Source organism: Microvirga sp. GN3 (genome assembly GCF_055792825.1).
On sequence record NZ_JBVVAK010000102.1, the window covers coordinates 1 to 20,214 of the forward strand.

The following is a 20,214-nucleotide window of genomic DNA, read 5'->3' on the forward strand; positions in this document are numbered from 1 at the left end:
CGCCGCGGCAAGCGCATCGTCACGATGAAGGAGTTCGAGGACGCCAAGGACAAGGTCATGATGGGCGCCGAGCGCCGCACCCTGGTCATGACCGACGACGAGAAGCGCCTGACCGCCTATCACGAGGCCGGCCACGCCGTCGTCGCCCTCAACGTCCCGGCGACCGATCCGGTCCACAAGGCGACCATCATCCCGCGCGGCCGCGCGCTCGGCATGGTCATGCAGCTGCCCGAGCGGGACAAGCTGTCCATGTCCTACGAGCAGATGACCTCGCGCCTCGCCATCATGATGGGCGGCCGTATCGCCGAGGAGATGATCTTCGGCAAGGACAAGGTCACCTCCGGCGCCCAGTCGGACATCGAGCAGGCGACGCGCCTCGCCCGGATGATGGTGACCAAATGGGGCTTCTCGCCCGAACTCGGCACCGTCGCCTATGGCGAGAACCAGGACGAGGTCTTCCTCGGCATGCAGATGGGCCGCCAGCAGAACATTTCCGAGGCCACCGCCCAGAAGATCGACTCGGAGGTCCGCCGCCTGGTCGAGGACGGGCTCAACGATGCCCGCCGCATCCTGACCGAGAAGGCGCACGAGCTCGAGGCCCTGGCCCGCGGTCTGCTCGAATACGAGACCCTGACCGGCGACGAGATCCGCCATCTGCTCGACGGTCAGCCTCCGGTGCGCGACACCGGCGAGGCCATCACCCCCAGCCGCGGCTCCGCCGTGCCCACCGCCGGCCGTGGCCGGCCGCGGGAGAGCGACGGGGGCATGGAGCCCCAGCCGCAGGCCTAAGAACGCCATTAACTGTGAAATCCAGGACGCCCGCTTTCCGGCGGGCGTTCTTTTTTGTTTACCTCAAAGATCTAATACTCCCTAAGGAACAGGTTTAAGGCTTGTAACAATCGCTTATCACTTGTGATGGCGCGCATTGGCTCAGGTCCCTTGACCGAATTCAGGGAGGTTGCTTTGAAAAAGCCAAAGCGCGCTTCGGCGCTACGGAATGCGGAGACAAAGCACGTGCGTAAATACTTCGGAACCGACGGCATTCGGGGCCGCGCCAACGGGATCATCACGCCCGATCTCGCCCTGCGGGTCGGACAGGCGGCAGGTCTCATGTTCCAGCAGCGCGGCGATTACCGCCACCGGGTCGTGATCGGCAAGGATACGCGGCTGTCCGGCTACATGATCGAATCCGCCCTCCAGGCCGGCTTCACCTCGGTCGGCATGGACGTGCTGCTGCTCGGCCCGATCCCGACCCCTGCGGTCGCCATGCTGACCCGCTCCATGCGCTGCGATCTCGGCGTCATGATCTCGGCCTCCCACAATCCTTACGAGGACAACGGCATCAAGCTGTTCGGCCCCGACGGGTTCAAGCTCAGCGATGACATAGAGCTTCAGATCGAGGCCCTGATCGATTCCGACCTAACGCGGCGCCTCGCCGGTTCCGCCACGCTCGGCCGCGCCAAGCGCATCGAGAGCGTCCAGGCGCGCTACATCGAATTCGCCAAGCGCACCCTGCCGCGCCAAGTCGATCTGGAAGGCATGCGCGTCGTGATCGATTGTGCCAACGGCGCCGGCTACAAGGTCGCCCCGGAAGCCCTGTGGGAGCTGGGCGCCGAGGTCGTGTCGATCGGCGTCGAGCCGAACGGCTTCAACATCAACCACGATGTCGGCTCCACCGCGCCGGATGCCCTGATCCATAAGGTGCGCGAGTTGCGCGCCGATGTGGGTATCGCGCTTGACGGCGATGCGGATCGGGTGCTGATCGTCGACGAGAAAGGCCACAAGGTCGATGGCGACCAGCTGATGGGCGTCGTCGCCCGCTCCTGGAAGGAGGACGGCCGCCTCGCTCAGCCGGGCATCGTCGCGACGATCATGTCCAATCTCGGCCTGGAGCGTTATCTGACCGGCATGGGCCTCGGCCTCGTGCGCACCGCGGTCGGCGACCGCTACGTGCTCGAGCACATGCGCGCTCACGGCTACAATCTCGGCGGCGAGCAGTCGGGCCATATCATCATGTCCGACTACACCACCACCGGCGACGGCCTCGTGGCTGCTCTCCAGCTCCTCACTGTGGTCAAGAGCCTCGGCAAGCCGGTGTCGGAAGTCTGCCACTGCTTCGAGCCGCTGCCGCAGGTACTCAAGAACGTGCGCTACAAGGCCGGCAAGCCGCTGCAGGAAGCCTCCGTCATCCAGGCCATCGAGTCCGGCCGCGAGACCCTCGGCAATGCCGGCCGCCTCGTGATCCGTCCCTCCGGCACCGAGCCGGTCATCCGCGTGATGGGCGAGGGCGACAACGAGGATCTCGTCAACCGCGTGGTGGACGATGTGGTGGAAGCCGTGACCCAGGCCGCGTCGAGAGCTGCCGCGTAAGACGCCACTTCCATTTCGGTTTCAAAGCAAAAGCCCCGGCGATGATCTCGCCGGGGCTTTTTCATTCTGAGTGCTATTACGCCGCATTTTCCCTCCCCCTGCGGGGAGGGGTAGGGGTGGGGGTGGTTCGACCGGGTGAGAGCTTTAACGAGTGCAGCGCTGTAGCGGCGTAATCCTCACTGGATAAGCACAGCGCTCTGACTTTGCGACCCCCACCCTCAATCCCTCCCCGCAAGGGGGAGGGAAGAAGCTCGTCTCACTCCGCCGCCTGGGCGGGCGGCACGTGCTTCCTCCGCGACGGCAAATCCTCGCCGTGTGGGACCTGGCCCGTCTGGGCGCGCAGCTTGTCGAGCATCTCGCTCACATAAGTGGCGGGCTTGGTGAAGCCGCCGATGAGCAGGTAGATCGAGGGCACCACCAGCATGGTCAGCATGGTCGAGACCGTGACGCCGCCGACGATCACCGAGCCGATGGCGTTGCGCGCCTCAGCGCCGGCGCCGGTCGACCAGGCGAGCGGGATGGCGCCGCCGATCATGGCGATCGAGGTCATCAGGATGGGTCGCAGACGCAGCACCGACGCTTCGACCACCGCGTCCCGCACCGAATATCCGCGCTCGCGCAGCTGGTTCGAGAATTCGACGATCAGGATGCCGTTCTTGGTCATGAGGCCGATGAGCAGGATCATGCCGATCTGGCTGTAGATGTTGAGCGTCTGTCCGGTGATGAACAAAGCCAGCAATCCGCCGGTCACCGCGAGCGGCACGGTGAGCATGATGATGAACGGGTTGATCCAGCTCTCGAACTGCGCCGCCAGCACCAGGAACACGACGAGGAGCGCCATGGCGAAGGTCATGTAGATCGCGCCGGTCGCGTCCAGGAAGTCCTTGGACTGGCCGTTATAACCGATGCGCACCTCCGCCGGCAGGTTGTCGCGCACGATCTGCTGGAGGATTTCCAGTCCCTCGCCGATGGAGACGCCCGGCGACAGCGAGGACTGGATCGTGATCGAACGCAGGCGGTCGAACCGGTTCAGGGCCTGCGGCGCGGCCGATTCTGTCAAGGTGACGAAGGAGGAGAGCGGAACGAGCTCGCTGTTGGCGGCGCGGATGAAGGTGTTGGTGAGATCGTTGGGCGTCGCCCGGTCCTGGGCGCGGGCCCGCATGATCACCGGATATTCGTCGCCGCGGCTGACGAAGGTCGAGACCTCGGTCTCGCCGAACATCAGCTGGAGCGTGCGGCCGATATCCTCCACCGAGACGCCGAGGTCGGCGGCGCGCTGGCGGTCGATCTGCACGCGGATGTCCGGCTGGGACTCGCGATAGTTGGAATCCATATTGACGAACTTGCCCGTCTCCTGGGCCTTCTGCATGACGATGTCGCGCCAGCCGCGGATCGTCTCGTAGTCGGGGCCGCCGAGCACGAACTGGATCGGCTGGCCGAAGCCGCCGGCACCGCCGAAGGCGGGCGGGTTGACCACCGACACGCGCGCGCCGGGGAAGCTCGACACCTTCGGCGTCATCTGGCGCACGATGTCCTGCTGGCTCTCCGTACGGTCCTCCCAGGGCACGAGGCGGACGATCACGATGCCTTCGTTGACCGGGGAGGGGCGCGCAAAGCCGGGGGCGACCTGACTCAGCATGGAGGCGACGAGACCCTGCTCCTGCAGGGGCATGAGGGCGCGCTCGACTTCCTTCACCCGGTCGCGGGTGTAATCGAGGCTGGCACCCTCCGGCGCCTGGAGCCGGACGATGATGGCGCCGCGATCCTCGGTGGGTGCGAACTCCTTCGGCAGGGACTGGAACAGGCCATAGGCGGACAGCGACACCAGGAAGCCGATGAACAGGATGACGACCGGAATCCGCAATGCGCGGGACAGCAGCCAGCGATAGCCGCTGTTCATCTTCTCGAAGAGCGGCTCGGTCATGCGCTGAATGCGGCCGTGGGCCGGGACCATCAGCTTGGAGCAGAGCATCGGGGTAAGCGTGCGTGCCACCACGCCCGAGAAGAAGATCGCTGCGGCGAGCGTGATGCCGAATTCGCGGAAGAGCCTGCCGGTATTGCCGGTCATGAAGGCAAGCGGCACGAACACCGCCATCAGGGTGGCGGTGGTGGCGATTACCGCAAAGCCAATCTCGCGCGCGCCGTCGAAGGAGGCGAGCAGCGGCGGCTGGCCTTCCTCGATGCGCCGGTGCACGTTCTCGATTTCCACGATGGCGTCATCGACGACGATGCCGATGGCGAGCACGATGGCAAGCAGGGTCAGCACGTTGATCGACGCGCCGAAGAAGGCCATCACCATGAAGGCCGCGGTGATGGAAACGGGGATCGCCACCATGGCCACGATGGTGGAACGCCAGTCGCGCAGGAAGATCAGGATGACGAGGATCACCAGCGCCACGCCTTCCATAAGGGTCTTCAGCACGCCGTCGATGGAGGCGCGGATGAACTGGCTCTCGTCATAGGCCACTTCAGCGACGGTGCCGGGCGGCAGGGAAGACTTGAGCTCCTCCAGTTCCTTGCGCACACCCTCGACGACGGAGAGCGTGTTGGCGGTCGACTGACGCACGATCCCCATGCCGATGGCGGTTTCGCCCGACTGGTAGAACTCGAAGCGCGTGTCTTCCGGGCCCACCTCGACCTGGGCGACTTCACCGAGCCGAACCAGATAGCCGTTCTTGTTGGTGACGATGACTTGCTGGAATTCCTCGGGCGTGGCGAGGCGGGAATCGGTCTTGACGGTGAATTCGCGCTGACTGGATTCGATCCGGCCGCCGGGAAGTTCCACGTTCTGGCGCTCGATGGCGGTTTCGAGATCCTGCACCGTCAGGCCGCGGGCCGCGAGCGCCGGCCGGTCGACCCAGATGCGCATGGCAAAGCGCCGCTCGCCGCTTAAGTTGACATTGGCGACACCGGGAACGGTGGACAGGCGGTCCACATAGACGCGCTTGAGGTAGTCGCTGAGCTCGAGCGCATCGAGGGTGGTGGACGTGACGCCAACCCACATGATGGCCGAGGCATTCGCATCGACCTTGCGCACCACCGGCGTGTCGGCGTCGTCGGGCAACCGTCCGGTGACGCGGGACACGGCATCGCGCACGTCCGAGGTCGCGGCCTCCGGATCGCGGGAAACCTCGAACTCGATGGAGACCGAGGAGCGATCGTTCTGGCTCTGGGAGGTGATCTGGCGGATGCCTTCGATACCGGCGACCGCGCCTTCGATGATCTCCGTCACGCGGCTTTCGATCACCTCGTTCGAGGCGCCGCGATAGACAGTCGAGACCGAAACGACCGGGCGGTCGACCTGCGGGTATTCGCGAACCGGCAGGTTCATGAGCGCTGCAAGGCCACCGACGATCAGCAGCAGGCTGACCACGACAGCGAAGACAGGGCGGCGGATGAAGAGGTCTGAAACCTGCATGGCGGTTCGGCTCTAGTCCAGTCAGTAAAACGAAAACCTCCCGCCGGAGCGGGAGAGAAAGATCACTTCCGCTCGGCGGCCTGGGCGGCGCCGATGGCCTGCGGCACGTTCAGTGAGGAGCGGGAGGGCTGCTCCCGGTTCGCCGCGGGCACGGGGGCGGCCGGGGCTGGTGCACCCGAGCCCACCGGGCGGGCGGCGACCTCGGCGCCGGGGCGCACGCGCTGGACACCCAGCACGACGACGGTTTCGCCGGGTTTCAAGCCCTCCACCACCTCGACCTTGCCACCCTGGCGCTGGCCGATGGTGATGACGCGACGCTCCACCTTGTTGTCCTTCACCGGATAGACGATGTGGCGCAGGCCCTCGCTGACGATGGCCTCTTCCGGCACCACGACGGCATCGTCCTTGGTCGAAACTTCCAGGGCCACCGACAGGAACATGCCGGGCTTCAAGGCCTCGTCCGCATTCTCGAATTCTGCCGTCAGGCGCGCCGTGCGGGTCGTCTGATCGACGCGGGGATCGATGGTCGACACGCTGCCCTTGAAGGTGCGGCCCTTATAGGCGGCGGAGGTGGCATTGACGATCTGGCCCGGCTTGAGGCGGCCAAGGAGGTTCTCCGGCACCGCGAAGTCGAGACGGATCTTGGACAGGTCGTCGAGGGAAGTGATGCGGGTGCCTGGGGCCACATAGGCGCCGAGCGAGACGGAGCGGGTGCCGACGCGGCCGGCGAAGGGTGCGCGGATCATCAGATCCTCGAGCCGTGCCTCTGCAGCCTTGCGCTGGGCCTGGGCAGAGGCGATCGATCCTTCGAGCGATTTCATCTGGGCCGTCAGATCCTCGACCTGGGCGCCGGTGCCGGCTCCGGTGCGGCTGAGCGCCTGGGCACGTTCGAGCTTGATTGCGACCTCGTTCCGCAATGCCGTGGCGCGGTTCGCCTCGGCGACGGCCTGCTCGATGGCGGCGCGGCGTTCGGCGGCATCGAACTGGACCAGCATGTCGCCGGCCCTGACCTTCTGGCCTTCCTCGAAGCCGATCTCGCTGACGATGCCTGCCACCTTGGCGGTCACCATGATCGATTCATAGGCACGAACCGTGCCGACCGATTCCCGGACCTCGACGATGCGCCCGGTCTTGACCGTATCGACGTCAACCGTCGCAGGTCCGGCCGGACCGCCGCGGCCACGCCCGCCCTGGGCGGCCTGCTGGCCTGCGGGTTGGCTCACATACGCGCCGATCACGGGCACATTGGCCAAGTGGCCGCCCTTATAGGCGTACCAGCCGCCAAAGCCTGCTGCCCCCAGCACGGCAATGACAGCGAGTTGACCGGACACACGCATGCTCGCTCCTTACTCAGTCCTTTGGCCTTATCGGCTCTTTGGTCACAATTATCGGAAGTTGTCCTAGCACAATATATGCCAAGTGCTGCGAACATAACGCAGCAAACACGATGTTTTGTATTACGATTTCGTAATCTGAGCCATTGACGCAACGATAGTCGCCTTGACCGCCGGCCACACCTCATTCATACCGGTTGGCGGGACACCTCTCCCCACCGAGAGGCGCCCATCTGTAAGGATGGATTACATGACAAACCTGCCTGCCGCGCGTCCGCGCGCGCCTTTCTTTTCGTCCGGCCCCTGCGCGAAGCGCCCCGGATGGTCTCTCCAGAACCTCAAGACCGACAGCCTCGGCCGCTCGCACCGCGCGAAGCTCGGCAAATCGCGCCTGAAGCTCGCCATCGACCTCACCCGCGAGGTGCTGGACGTGCCGGCCGATTACCGCATCGGCATCGTGCCCGCTTCCGATACCGGCGCCGTCGAGATGGTGCTGTGGTCGATGCTGGGTGCCCGCCCGGTCGACATGCTGGCCTGGGAAAGCTTCGGCGAGGGCTGGGTCACGGACGTGGTCAAGCAGCTCAAGTTGTCTGATGCCAGGGTCATCAATGCGCCTTACGGCGAGCTTCCCGATCTTGCGCAGGTCGATACGAAGAACCGCGACGTGGTCTTCACCTGGAACGGCACCACCTCCGGCGTGCGCGTGCCGAACGCCGACTGGATCGCGGCCGACCGCGAAGGCCTGACCATCTGCGATGCCACCTCGGCGGCTTTCGCGCAGAAGCTCGATTTCTCCAAGCTCGATGTGGTCACCTTCTCCTGGCAGAAGGTTCTGGGCGGCGAAGCGGCCCATGGCATGCTCATCCTCTCGCCCCGCGCGGTGGAGCGGCTCGAGAGCTACAAGCCCGCCTGGCCGTTGCCGAAGATCTTCCGCATGACCAAGGGCGGCAAGCTCATCGAAGGTATCTTCGAGGGCGAGACCATCAACACGCCCTCCATGCTCGCGGTCGAGGATTACATCGACGCGCTCGAATGGGCGAAGTCCATCGGCGGGTTGAACGCGCTCGTCGCCAAGGCCGATGCCAATGCGAAGGTCATCCATGACTGGGTCGCGAAGACCCCGTGGATCGCCAACCTCGCCAAGGTTCCGGCGACGGCATCCAACACCAGCGTATGCCTCGTCATCGCCGATCCGGATGTCGTCGCCAAAGGCCCCGAGGCCGTGGCGCAGGTCGCCAAGGGCATCACGACGGCGCTCGACAAGGAGGGTGTCGCCCTCGATATCGGCGCCTATCGCGATGCGCCTCCCGGCCTTCGCATCTGGTGCGGCGCGACGGTCGAGCAAGCCGATCTCGAAGCCCTGACGCCCTGGCTCGACTGGGCCTTCGCGCAGGAAAAGGCGAAGCTCGCGCAAGCGGCTTGATTTCATGCGTCATCCCGGACGCGGCCATGCCGCGATCCGGGATCGCTCTCACCAGCTAGACTCCCATGACGATCCCGGCTCGCGCTGCGCTTGGCCGGGATGACGCTACAGGCACAGGTGCACCATGCCCGCTCCCCGCGTTCTGATTTCCGATGCTCTCTCTCCGGCCGCCGTGCAGATCTTCAAGGATCGCGGCATCGAGGTCGATTTCCAGCCGGACCTCGGCAAGGACAAGGACAAGCTCGCCGCCATCATCGGCGAATATGACGGCCTTGCCATCCGCTCCGCCACCAAGGTGACGGCGAAGATCCTCGAACAGGCCAAGAATCTAAAGGTCATCGGCCGCGCCGGCATCGGCGTCGACAATGTCGAGATCCCCGCCGCCACGGCGAAGGGCATCATCGTCATGAACACGCCCTTCGGCAATTCCATCACCACCGCCGAGCATGCCATCGCCATGATGTTCGCGCTCGCACGCCAGATCCCGCAGGCCGATGCGTCGACGCAAGGAGGCAAGTGGGAGAAGAACCGCTTCATGGGTGTCGAGCTGACCGCCAAGGTGCTCGGTGTCATCGGCTGCGGCAATATCGGATCCATCGTGGCCGACCGCGCCATCGGCCTGCGCATGAAGGTGATCGCCTACGATCCCTTCCTGTCGCCGGAACGCGCGGTCGAACTCGGCGTCGAGAAAGTGGAGCTGGACGATCTCCTGCGCCGCGCCGACATCATCACGCTGCATGTGCCGATGACCGAGAAAACGAAGAACGTGCTCTCGGCGGAGAATATCGCCAAGACCAAGAAGGGCGTGCGCATCATCAACTGCGCCCGCGGCGGTCTCGTCGACGAGGCGGCTTTGCGCGCGGCGCTCGATTCCGGCCATGTGGCGGGCGCCGCCTTCGACGTGTTCGTCGAGGAGCCGGCGACTTCCAACCCGCTCTTCGGCCATCCCAATGTGGTCTGCACGCCGCATCTGGGTGCTGCCACCTCGGAAGCGCAGGAGAACGTGGCGCTGCAGGTGGCCGAGCAGATGTCGGATTACCTGCTGCAGGGCGCGATCCAGAACGCCGTGAACTTCCCGTCGATCACCGCGGAGGAAGCGCCGCGCCTGAAGCCCTTCGTGGCGCTTGCCGATAAGCTCGGCTCCTTCCTCGGCCAGCTCACGGAAGCGCCGATCAAGGGCATCCGCATCGAATACGAAGGTGCGGTTGCCGAGATGAACACCCGCGCACTGACCTCCGCTGCGGTGACCGGGGTGCTGCGTCCCTTCCTCCAGGACATCAACATGGTGTCGGCTCCGATCGTGGCGCGCGAGCGCGGCATCACGGTGGAAGAGGTCAAGCGCGAAAGCGCGGCTCGCGACTACGAGAGCTTCATTCGCATCGTCGTCGATGCGGAGGACATGGCGCGCCATGCGGGCGGCACCGTGTTCCAGGACGGCAAGCCGCGTGTGACCGAAATCCGTGACATCATGGTCGATGCGGAATTCGCGCCGAACATGATCTATGTGCGCAACGACGACAAGCCCGGCTTCATCGGCCGCTTCGGCACCCTGCTCGGCGAGTCGGGCGTGAACGTCGCGACCTTCGCGCTCGGTCGCGACAAGCCGGGCGGCGATGCGATCTGCTTCGTGTCGGTGGACGAGCCGGTCTCCGATGAGCTCCTGCGCAAGATCGAGGAGATCCCGCAGGTCAAGCGCGCCCGCGCCGTGCGCTTCTAAAGCATCTTCCGGCGAAGTGGATACCGGTTCGCCGAGAAGAAGATGCAGCAAGCAAGGATGGAAGAGGAACGCATCATGGCATCGTCCCTGCGACAGCGCTTCGTTCTGACGCTCGCCTGCCCGAACCGGCCCGGTATCGTGGCTGCCGTGGCAGGGCATCTGTCGGATGCGGGTCTCAACATCCTCGATGCTCAGCAATATGACGACACGCAGACGGATCGCTTCTTCATGCGTGTCGTTTTCGATCCCGTGTCGGGAGAGAGTGATCTCGATGCGTTGAAGAGCGGCTTCGCGCCGCTCGCCGAGCGTCTTGGCATGACATGGACCTTGCGCGATCCGGGCGAGAAGCGCCGGGTCATGCTGCTGGTCTCGAAATTCGACCATTGTCTCGCGGATCTTCTCTATCGCTGGCGCATCGGCGAGCTCGATTTCGAGCTCGTCGGTGTCATCGCCAATCATCCGGCCGAAACCTACAGCCATGTGGATCTGGGCAAGGTCCCGTTCCACTGCCTTCCCGTCACGAAGGACACGAAGCTCGAGCAGGAAGCACAGGTCTGGGAGATCATCCGCGACTCGAAAGTCGATCTCGTGGTGCTCGCGCGTTATATGCAGGTCCTGTCGGATGGTCTTGCCGCGAAGCTCGCGGGGCGCTGCATCAACATCCACCACTCGTTCCTTCCGAGTTTCAAGGGTGCCAAACCCTACCATCAGGCCCATACCCGCGGCGTGAAGCTGATCGGCGCGACGGCACACTACGTGACGTCCGATCTCGATGAGGGCCCGATCATCGCGCAGGATGTGGAGTCGATCACGCATCGCGATTCCGCGGAGGATCTCGTCCGCAAGGGCCGCGACATCGAACGTCGCGTGCTGGCCCGTGCCGTGCGCTATCACCTTGAGGATCGCATCATCCTCAACGGCCGCAAGACGGTGGTGTTCGCGGATTAGCGAACTCGCCACTGTCATTCCGGGGCGCCGGAGGCGAGCCCGGAATCCATAACCGCTGACGATTCAGAACAATCGAAGCGGAGGCCGCCGCGTCTTCTCTCAAGCTGTCGCGTTTATGGATCCCCGCCTTCGCGGGGATGACAGTGGAGGGTCTGATGTCCGTCGGAGCGACGTACTTACCGCCGCTGCTCCGCGAGCCAGATTCCGCCGAGCACGAGCGCCAACCCGATCGCGTGATAAAGCGCAAAAGGCTCGCCGAGCAGCACCACCGCGAGCAGGGCGCCGAAGACCGGCACGAGATTGACGAAGAGGCCCGCCCGCGCCGGGCCGATCAGCTCCACGCCGCGGATGAAGAAGATCTGCGACAGCAGCGAAGGCAGGAGAGCCACGTAGAGCAGGATGAGCCAGCCCTTCGGCGTGGGAAACTGCGCCGTGCCCTGGATCATCTCCGCGCCGACGAGGGGCAGGGAACTCGCGAAGGCCACGACCGCCATGGCGGCGAAGAACACGAGGCCCGGCATCTCCGGGCGATAGCGCAGGCCCAGCGTATAGACCGAATAGAACACGCAGGCGATCAGCATCCACACGTCGCCGATATTGATCGCGAGCGTCTTCAGGATCTCCCAATCGGCTTTGACCGATACCGTGATCACGCCGATGAGCGTGACGATCATGCCGATGATCTGCAGCGGGATCACGCGGGCGCGGAAGACGACGATCATGCCGATGAGCACGAAGACCGGAATCGAGCCCTGGAAGATGGTGAGGTTGACCGCGCTGGTGTGATGGGCGGCGGCATAGAAGAGCGCGTTGAAGGCCGTGAAGCCGAAGACGCCCATGATAAGCGTGAAGAACCAGCGAGCCCTGAATTTCGGCCATTCCGCCACGAGCTGGCGCCCGACGAGGGGCAGCAGGATCGCCACCACGACGATCCAGCGCAGGCAGGTGAGCACCATGGGGGAGATCTCGCCGATGGCGAGCCGGCCGGCGATGCCGTTACCGGCCCACATGAGCGTGGTGAGAACCAGGAGAAGATAGGCCTGCCCCCAAAGACCTTGCCAGAGCGATTGCAGAAATTTCATTGGAGGCAGGACCTTATTGCGCTTGCTGCTTTGCGCCGTTCGGCTAAACCGGCGCGAAAGAAAGCGGGTGATACGCATGGCCTTACGGTTTCTGGTAGTTGAGGGCAATACGCGGGGCGCAAGGCAGGCCCACAAGGAAGCCTATGGACTAACCCTCTCGGAATCCTATGCGGAGGTGATTCAGGGTATCGAAGGCGATGCCGTCTGCGACATCGCCTTTCCGACGGATGAGGGCGCGAACCTGCCGGACGCGGCGGGCCTCGAATCCTATGACGGCATCGTGCTCACCGGCTCGCACCTCAACATCTACGACCGCACTCCCGACATCCTGAGCCAGATCGACCTGATGCGGGCGGTCTATGCATCCCGCACGCCATCCTTCGGCTCATGCTGGGGCCTGCAGGTCGCGGCCGTCGCGGCGGACGGAGACGTGCAGGTAAACCCGCTCGGGCGCGAGGTGGGCGTCGCTCGCAAAATCACGGCTACCGAGGCTGGCCGCGACCACCCCATGCTCGAAGGTCGCCCCGCGGCTTTTGATGCGCCCGCCATCCATCTCGACATGGTCACAAACCTGCCGGGCGACTGCACGGTGCTTGCCGGCAATGCAATCTCGCCGGTCCAGGCGGCCGAGATCCGCCAGGATGGCGGCGTGTTCTGGGGCGTGCAGTACCACCCGGAGTTTTCTTTAAGCGAACTCGCCGCCATCCTGAGCCGCCGGACGGATATCCTCGTGAAGGAAGGCTTCTGCCGGACGACCGAGGAAGCCGTCGCCTATGTGCGGGACTTGGTGGCCCTGGACAGGGATCCATCGCGCTTCGATCTCGCCTGGCGCTACGGCATCGACGCGGAAGTGCTCGACCCCCATCGCCGCACCCGCGAAATCCGCAACTTCATCGAGCACCGCGTGAAGACGGGAAAGAGCGCACGCGGACGGGGGTGAAGCCTCGCGTTTTCTCGCATACGCATGGAGATTCCGTCAGGACCGATCCCCTCCGCCGTCATCCCCGGACTTGTTCCGGGGATCCACGACTTGAGAACCTCGACGTTGCAAAGATGTGGATGGCCGGGACGAGCCCGACCATGACGAGCAGGGCAGTCCAGATGCGTCCGCTCAGACGGCCTCCTGTTCCACCGAAGCGGACTTGCGAATCTGCAGGACGGTCAGACGCTTCGATTCCCCCGTGCGGGTGGTCCAATCGATCGATTGTCCGAGTGGGAGCCCGATGAGGGCGGTTCCGATCGGCGTCAGCACCGAGATCTTTCCCTGCGAGATGTCGGCCTCGTGCGGATAAACCAGGGTGACCGTCTGCACGCGCCCTGTGGTGTCATCCCGAAAGTCGACTTCGCAGCCCATATGGACAACATCTGCACGCTGCTTCCCGCCAGGCAGGATATGAGCCCGGTCGAGCTCCTCGGCGAGCTCCCGTGCCACATCCGGCATCGTGTGCAGGGCCGCTTCGGCAAGGGTTGAAAGCTTCTCATGATCCACCGCCGTCAGGGTGATCCGTGGCTTTGCGGTGCGCGCTGTTTTCTTGGTCATTCGATGTCTCCTGTTCTTGAAGATGCTGCTTCTTGAAGATGCTGCGGCGCGGGACGCCGCAGCGGGCGGCCGGGATCGCCATCGGATTCCGGGGATGGATGGGGTTAAGTTGAAGCGCCCGGGCCCGTCGCACCGGGCTGGTGCTCGTTCCGCCGATCAGGACATTCGGAGGCGGAAGAGCGCTGTTGGTCTGGCCCTGGACGAGGCTCGGATTCGCGACGCGGAACGCAAGCTTGAGGCGATAGCCATGCCGCCGTGCCGGGTGAACCGGCATGCGTCCTCACAGGATGTCCAAGGATTCAGATGATTTGGAGCGCCCCGAGCTCGGAGCGCAGACGCGCGTTGAGCTCGGGGCTACTTGCCCGCGATGAGGTTGCCTGCCCGATGCAGGCCGCGACGGTATCGTAGAAGGCTCAACATGATGGGCCGAGGCTCCTACACCTCGTTGTGTTTGTCAAATGACAGCGAAGTTACTGCTCCGAAGAGTAGACGCTGCAAACCGTGCTGCCATGACGGGAAAGAGACTGGTGCACTGGTGTCATCCCCGGCGAGCGCAGCGAGGGAAGGGGATCCATAGGGGAGCGTGTAAGCGGATTCCCTTCCCCTGCGATGGCTCCGCCATCTCCGGCCGGGAATGACACTCCAATAGCGTCCACTGTCATTCCGGGGCGCCGAAGGCGAGCCCGGAATCCATAACCGCCGGCGTTCCAGAACGTGGCGCAATGCTGCTCGCCCTTTTTGGAAACGCCGTGTTTATGGATCCCGGGCTCCGCTGCGCGGCCCCGGGATGACAGTGGTGCATCCCCCTTTCACGTCATGGCCGGGCCTGTCCCGGCTATCCCGATGCTGTGAAGCGCCGCGCCTTGCCGATCGGGATCACCGGCCCAAGGCCGGTGATGACGTGGAGGGTGTCATCCCCGGCGGTCCGCAGGACTGGGAAGGGGATCCATAGCGGTGTGCATGCGGGTGGGTTCCCTTCCCCTCCGCTCCGGCCGGGAATGACACCGCACATGTTCCACTTTTGTTCTTGACATCATTCCCAATCTTGGCTATATCATTGCCTCAGATCTGCTCCTGAGAGGGGCGCGCTCGCGAGGCGTCGCAGTGTGGGAGTAGGCACGGTCCTGTGCACGCACTGAACGCAGGTGCGGGTGACGGGAGGCCCAGGATGCTGGGTTGGTCGTCGGGATCGGTCGCAGGCCGCCGTCGCGCAGACGGTCACCGCCTGCGGCGGTTGACTGAGCCGGCCTCGCCTGTCCGCCTCAACAAGCCGTGCGCGAAGAGGCAGTTCGGCTCTTCCCTTCACCATCAGACATCGAGCCGGGCTGCCCGTCGCGCCACCCTCGATCACCACTCAGGCTCGCAGCGCAGACTGCGGGCCCGAAAGCGCTGGCTCTTTGACACCCACGCGGTCATGGCCAGCCTCGTCCTGGCGATCCCGCTGCCGAGAAAGAAGCACCGCGCGCCACCCCATCGAGATCACTGGCACACGGCCCGCATCGCGGCCTCCGGGCCATCTATGCCGGTTTTTAAGTCAGGTTAGTTTATGTTATCACATGCGCATTCAGGGGGGGGACGATGGGTAAGGTCTATAAAGTTGGCGTGGAGACGATGGTTTCCCCGCCCGGCGGCACGGGGAATGAGATCAGACCGGCCATCACCGCCTTGGAGGATGGAGGATGGCTGGTCGTCTGGCGTCGAGAAATTGGAGGCGGGAAAGAAGACGTTCTCGGCCAAAGATACGGTCAGAACGGCCAGCCGGTCGGCGGTCCCATAAAGGCGCTCGAAGACGGCGAGACCGGCATCAGCCCGTCTGTTGTGGCCTTGCCCGATGGCGGATGGGTCGCTTTTTGGGCCGCCGGCACCGGGATCTTTCAAAGGCGCTTCGATGCCGGCGGAAATCCCGTCACCGACGCGATCCGTGTCAACACGGGAACCGGGACCGTCAATGAACCCGAGGTCTGCGTGCTTCCCGATGGAGGTTGGATCGTCACTTGGGTCTCCCGCGACGGGGCCGGAGATTACGACGTTTATCAACGAATTTTCGACAGCACAGGCAAGCCCAACCCGGATGGGGACCGACTTATCACGCAGAAGACGGCTGGATCGCAGGCAAATCAGAAGATCGCGGCCCTCGCTGACGGCGGCTGGGTCGTCACTTGGCAAGACTTTACGTCCGGATTTTACCAAAGACGCTTCGATGCGGATGGCGGTACCGTCTCCGATGATGTCGCCCTCTCCACCGTCGTCGCCAACCAGTTTCCAAGCATAGCCGGCTTGCGCGATGGCGGCTGGATCGTCACCTGGAACGACAATGGCGGCATTCACCAGAAGCGCTTCGACAAGGACGGTAAGGCGGCCGATGCCGAGGCCGTCGTCGCCGCGGCTACCGATGGCTTGGTACATCACGTTACAGACCTGGCGAATGGCGGCTGGGTTGTCACTTGGTCCGCGAGCGATGCGCACGGCAGTGGCATCTATCAGAAGGCGTTCGACAGGTTCGGACAGGCGGCATCCGACGCGGAAACGCTGGTCAATACCGATACATCCGGTGATGGGGTTTGGCCCGTCGTCACGGCCCTGAATGATGGAAGCTGGGTCGTCGCGTGGTACTCTGATCAGTCCGGCGTCAGGGAAATTTATCAGCAGCGCTTCAAGATGAACGAAGCGCCGAGCGATCTCGCCTTGAGCGCCGCGGTCATCGTGGAGGCGGCCGCCAACGGCACCGTCGTCGGCACGCTGTCTGCCAGGAACACGGATGCGATCTCGGGTGATACGCTCACATATGCCCTGCTCGACGATGCCGGGGGGCGCTTTGCGCTTCAAGGGGACAAGCTCGTCGTCGCCGATGGCCTGAGGCTCGATCACGAACAGGCCGCCTCCTACACCATCAGGGTGCGCGTGGCGGACCGGGACGGCTTGAGCGAGGAGAAGACCTTCACGATCGGCGTGACAAACCGGTCCCCCGAGAAGATCACGGGCAGCAACGGTCACGATGTGCTGTGGGGCGATGTCGGAGCGGATGCCTTCTATGGTCTTGGCGGCAACGACAGGCTTGTCGGAGCCGATGGCCGCGACAGGCTCGACGGTGGGCTCGGCAACGATACGCTGAGCGGCGGCTACGGCAATGACATGCTCATCGGCGGCAAGGGCAAGGATGCGTTCGTCTTCGCCGCGAAGCTCGGTACCTCCAAGACGGACCGCAAGGTGAACTTTGATACGATCAGCGATTTCAAGCCGAAGGAGGACAAGATCCACCTGGAGAACGCGGTCTTCTCCAAGCTGAAGAAGGCGGGCAAGTTGAGCACATCGTTCTTCACCATCGGCGACAAGGCCAAGGATAAGAACGATTACATCGTCTACAGCAAGAAGACCGGCGTTCTATTCTACGATCCGGATGGCTCGGGAGCCAAGAAGGCGATCGAGTTCGCCAAGGTGAAGGCGAAGCTCAACCTGAAAGCCTCCGATTTTCTCGTGATCTGATCCGGCGCGGACGGATCGACCAGCACCCGCCATAGCTTGGCCGTGGCGGTTTTCGTCGGCCGCTTCCGAACGGCAACCACATTCCCGCCCTTCACGACCCATATGATCACGGGATCGGGGCGCATTCCGCCTTGACCTGAGGCGCGCGATCCACCATGAGGGTTTGCAAGGTTTTTGACCCAACCCTGGCCTTGCGCCGGGGTTTTTTTATGTGAGGCTTGAGCGATGGCGAATGTGGTTGTCGTGGGCGCCCAGTGGGGCGACGAAGGCAAGGGCAAGATCGTCGACTGGTTGTCCGAACAGGCGGACGTGGTCGTGCGGTTCCAGGGCGGGCACAATGCCGGCCATACCCTCGTGATCGGCGACAAGGTCTACAAGCTCTCTCTGCTACCCTCCGGCGTCGTGCGTCCGGGCAAGCTCTCCGTCATCGGCAACGGCGTCGTGCTCGATCCGCATGCGCTCGCCGGCGAGGTGGAGCGGCTTTCCGAGCAGGGCGTCTCGATCACCCGCGAGAACCTGCGCGTGGCCGAAAACGCCACGCTGATTCTTTCCATCCACCGCGAGCTCGATGCGCTGCGCGAAAGCGGCAGCGCCGGCACGAAGATCGGCACGACCAAGCGCGGCATCGGTCCGGCTTACGAGGACAAGGCCGGCCGCCGCGCCATCCGCCTCATGGATCTCGCCGATCTCTCGGCTCTCCCTGAAAAGATCGAACGCCTGCTCACACACCACAATGCGCTTCGCCGCGGCTTCGGTCTCGACGAGTTCGAGCCGAAGGCGATCTACGAGGAGCTGGCTTCCGTCGCGCCGAAGGTCCTGCCCTACATGGATGCCGTGTGGCGTCTGCTCGACGACGAGCGTCGGGCTGGCAAGCGCATCCTGTTCGAGGGCGCTCAAGGCGCGCTGCTCGATGTCGACCATGGCACCTATCCCTTCGTCACCTCGTCCAACACGGTGGCCGGACAGGCGGCCACGGGTTCAGGACTCGGCCCGGGTAGCGTCGGCTATGTGCTCGGCATCGCCAAGGCCTACACGACCCGCGTGGGCGAGGGGCCGTTCCCGACCGAGCTGTTCGACGAGACCGGCGAACTGATCGGCCAGAAGGGCAAGGAGTTCGGCGTGGTCACGGGCCGCAAGCGCCGCTGCGGCTGGTTCGATGCCACGCTCGTGCGCCAGACCGTCCGCACCTCCGGCATCGACGGCATCGCGCTCACCAAGCTCGACATCCTCGACGGCTTCGAGACCATCAAGATCGGCACCGGCTACAAGCTCGATGGCGAGACCATCGATTACTTCCCGGCGAGCCAGGGCGCGCAGGCGCGCGTCGAGCCGATCTACGAGGAGATCGAGGGCTGGAGCGGCTCGACCGCGGGAGCACGCTCCTGGGCTGACCTACCGGCACAGGCGATCAAATATGTCCGCCGCGTCGAGGAATTGATCGGGGCGCCCGTCGCCGTGCTCTCGACTTCGCCGGAGCGTGACGACACAATCCTGATGAAGAACCCCTTTGAGGGTTGACGACGGAGCCTGAGCGGGGCAATCCCAAGAGAAATGGCAGATTATTACCCTCTCATCGCCCGAGCCGTCGAAGGCTTGCCCGAGCAAACCCCCGACAAGCGGCACGCTGTCTACGAGCGTGCCCGCACGGCTTTGATCGCGCAGTTGCGTTCCCTTGACCCGCCTCTGACCGAGGCGGAAATCCAGCAGGAAGGCCGCTCCCTCGACGAGGCCATCACCAGGGTCGAGGCGGATTACACCGCGCCGCCGGCCGGGTTCGATGACGATGCCTTCTCGACTATGCCGGCCGCCGATCAGCCGACGCGCGAAGGAACTCGGAGCGCCGGCTCGGTCCATGGCCTGCGGGCGCCCGCTCCTCAAGCCGCCGTGGAAGAAGAGGCCGAGGGCACCTATGCCGAGCCCGCCGTGGCGCGGCCCAAGGTTGACAGCCGGCCTCACCCGGCCATGCAGGGCAAGGGACGGACGCGGACGATCATCTTCGGGTCGGTGATGGCGCTCGTGATCGCGGCCATTGCTGCCTTCGCGTTCCTGTGGCGCGACAGGCCCGAGGATCTTGCTCCCGAAACCCCGGTTGCTGAAGCGCCGCAGCCGGCTCCCGCCGATTCCAAGATCAACGAGCGGGTCGGCGGTCAGGCTGCCCCCTCGACCACGCCCGTTCCAGCCCCGGCCCCTCGCCAGGAAGCAGGTGTGGTGCAACGTGCGGTCTTCTATGAAGAGGATCCCGCCAACCCGCAGACCCCCAAGGCGCAGGTCGGGCGGGTGACGTGGCGTCTTGAGGACGTCAATCCCGGCCAGGGTCAGCCCCTCGAGAAAGCCGTCAGTGCCCTGATCGAGGTGCCCGATGCCGGGTTGACGATGCGCATGATGCTGCGGCGCAACCTCGACGCGACGCTGCCGGCCTCCCATACGGTCGAACTCACCTTCACCACCCGCGAAGGCGATACGAACCGTGTCATCCGGGACGTCGGATTGCTGCAGTTCAAGGACGAGGAAGCAGCTCGCGGCACCCCGGTTGCCGGCCTGCCGGTGCCCGTGCGCGAGAACCTTTTTCTGATCGGCCTCTCCAACTTGCAGGTCGATGTGGCGCGCAACACCCAGCTCTTCGTGCGCCGCAACTGGATCGACCTGCCGGTGCGGATGGCGTCCGGCCAGCGCGCGATCCTGAGCTTCGAGAAAGGCGCCTCCGGCAACCAGATCCTCAACGACGCCTTCAATCAATGGCAGTAGGATAGCGGGCTTCCGCTAGAGCATCGGACCCAAAAGTGGACTTGCACTTTTGGGATCCAATCCGATGCTCAATCCCTTAAGCGGCGCATCGTTGATGCGGGAAACCGAAACCACTTTTCCGCACGATGCGCTAGCAAAAAGCCGCGCATCGAGC

The 20,214-nt window shown here is 64.3% G+C and carries 14 protein-coding genes; 9 read left to right on the top strand and 5 right to left on the bottom strand.

Going from position 1 to position 20,214, the window contains the following annotated elements:
- Together ACS5Q1_RS32940 and glmM are read left to right on the top strand one after the other, a co-directional pair.
- On the top strand, positions 1-789 hold a 789-nt coding region (locus ACS5Q1_RS32940; RefSeq protein ID WP_473102163.1), incomplete at its 5' end, for an ATP-dependent metallopeptidase FtsH/Yme1/Tma family protein.
- A 225-nt stretch (positions 790-1,014) separates the two neighbouring features.
- Complete coding sequence (gene glmM, locus ACS5Q1_RS32945) at positions 1,015-2,370, top strand: phosphoglucosamine mutase (protein WP_473102164.1); 1,356 nt, start codon at positions 1,015-1,017, stop codon at positions 2,368-2,370.
- 256 nt (positions 2,371-2,626) lie between these two features.
- Here the strand turns inward: glmM and ACS5Q1_RS32950 are convergent, their stop codons facing one another.
- Both ACS5Q1_RS32950 and ACS5Q1_RS32955 read right to left on the bottom strand, forming a co-directional pair.
- Complete coding sequence (locus tag ACS5Q1_RS32950) at positions 2,627-5,788, bottom strand: efflux RND transporter permease subunit (RefSeq protein WP_473102165.1); 3,162 nt, start codon at positions 5,786-5,788, stop codon at positions 2,627-2,629.
- Between the two features lie 62 nt (positions 5,789-5,850).
- Positions 5,851-7,125, bottom strand: coding sequence for an efflux RND transporter periplasmic adaptor subunit (locus ACS5Q1_RS32955; protein ID WP_473102166.1), 1,275 nt, complete (start codon positions 7,123-7,125; stop codon positions 5,851-5,853).
- 247 nt (positions 7,126-7,372) lie between these two features.
- On the opposite strand from ACS5Q1_RS32955, the gene ACS5Q1_RS32960 reads away from it, so the two are divergent.
- The 3 genes from ACS5Q1_RS32960 to purU all read left to right on the top strand — a co-directional run bounded on the left by ACS5Q1_RS32960 (position 7,373) and on the right by purU (position 11,210).
- Entirely contained in the window at positions 7,373-8,545 is a 1,173-nt protein-coding gene (locus tag ACS5Q1_RS32960) for a phosphoserine transaminase (protein ID WP_473102167.1), read from the top strand.
- A gap of 124 nt (positions 8,546-8,669) precedes the next feature.
- A complete protein-coding gene (gene serA, locus ACS5Q1_RS32965) occupies positions 8,670-10,262 on the top strand; it encodes a phosphoglycerate dehydrogenase (RefSeq protein WP_473102168.1) in 1,593 nt (530 codons plus the stop codon).
- A 75-nt stretch (positions 10,263-10,337) separates the two neighbouring features.
- On the top strand, positions 10,338-11,210 hold the full coding sequence (gene purU, locus ACS5Q1_RS32970) for a formyltetrahydrofolate deformylase (protein ID WP_473102169.1): 873 nt from the start codon (positions 10,338-10,340) through the stop codon (positions 11,208-11,210).
- Positions 11,211-11,386: 176 nt separating this feature from the next.
- Here the strand turns inward: purU and ACS5Q1_RS32975 are convergent, their stop codons facing one another.
- Positions 11,387-12,292: a DMT family transporter gene (locus tag ACS5Q1_RS32975; protein ID WP_203441116.1), complete on the bottom strand. Its 906-nt coding sequence runs from the start codon at positions 12,290-12,292 to the stop codon at positions 11,387-11,389.
- Between the two features lie 76 nt (positions 12,293-12,368).
- On the opposite strand from ACS5Q1_RS32975, the gene ACS5Q1_RS32980 reads away from it, so the two are divergent.
- Positions 12,369-13,232 carry a type 1 glutamine amidotransferase gene (locus tag ACS5Q1_RS32980; RefSeq protein ID WP_473102170.1) on the top strand — a complete coding sequence of 288 codons (864 nt, stop codon included), beginning with the start codon at positions 12,369-12,371 and terminating at the stop codon, positions 13,230-13,232.
- Between the two features lie 171 nt (positions 13,233-13,403).
- Here ACS5Q1_RS32980 and rnk read toward each other — a convergent pair whose 3' ends face one another.
- Together rnk and ACS5Q1_RS32990 are read right to left on the bottom strand one after the other, a co-directional pair.
- Positions 13,404-13,832 (bottom strand): nucleoside diphosphate kinase regulator, encoded by a 429-nt coding sequence (gene rnk / locus ACS5Q1_RS32985; protein ID WP_473102171.1) that lies wholly within the window; start codon positions 13,830-13,832, stop codon positions 13,404-13,406.
- A complete protein-coding gene (locus ACS5Q1_RS32990) occupies positions 13,771-14,106 on the bottom strand; it encodes a hypothetical protein (RefSeq protein ID WP_473102172.1) in 336 nt (111 codons plus the stop codon). The genes rnk and ACS5Q1_RS32990 overlap by 62 nt, the downstream gene beginning before the upstream one ends.
- Before the next feature lie 1,304 nt (positions 14,107-15,410).
- Here ACS5Q1_RS32990 and ACS5Q1_RS32995 point away from each other — a divergent pair.
- The 3 genes from ACS5Q1_RS32995 (at position 15,411) to ACS5Q1_RS33005 (ending at position 20,060) form a co-directional block, all read left to right on the top strand.
- Complete coding sequence (locus tag ACS5Q1_RS32995; protein WP_473102173.1) at positions 15,411-17,315, top strand: cadherin domain-containing protein; 1,905 nt, start codon at positions 15,411-15,413, stop codon at positions 17,313-17,315.
- 225 nt (positions 17,316-17,540) lie between these two features.
- Positions 17,541-18,833 carry an adenylosuccinate synthase gene (locus ACS5Q1_RS33000; RefSeq protein WP_473102174.1) on the top strand — a complete coding sequence of 431 codons (1,293 nt, stop codon included), beginning with the start codon at positions 17,541-17,543 and terminating at the stop codon, positions 18,831-18,833.
- Between the two features lie 33 nt (positions 18,834-18,866).
- On the top strand, positions 18,867-20,060 hold the full coding sequence (locus ACS5Q1_RS33005) for a histidine kinase (RefSeq protein ID WP_473102175.1): 1,194 nt from the start codon (positions 18,867-18,869) through the stop codon (positions 20,058-20,060).
- The last annotated feature ends 154 nt before the right edge of the window (positions 20,061-20,214 follow it).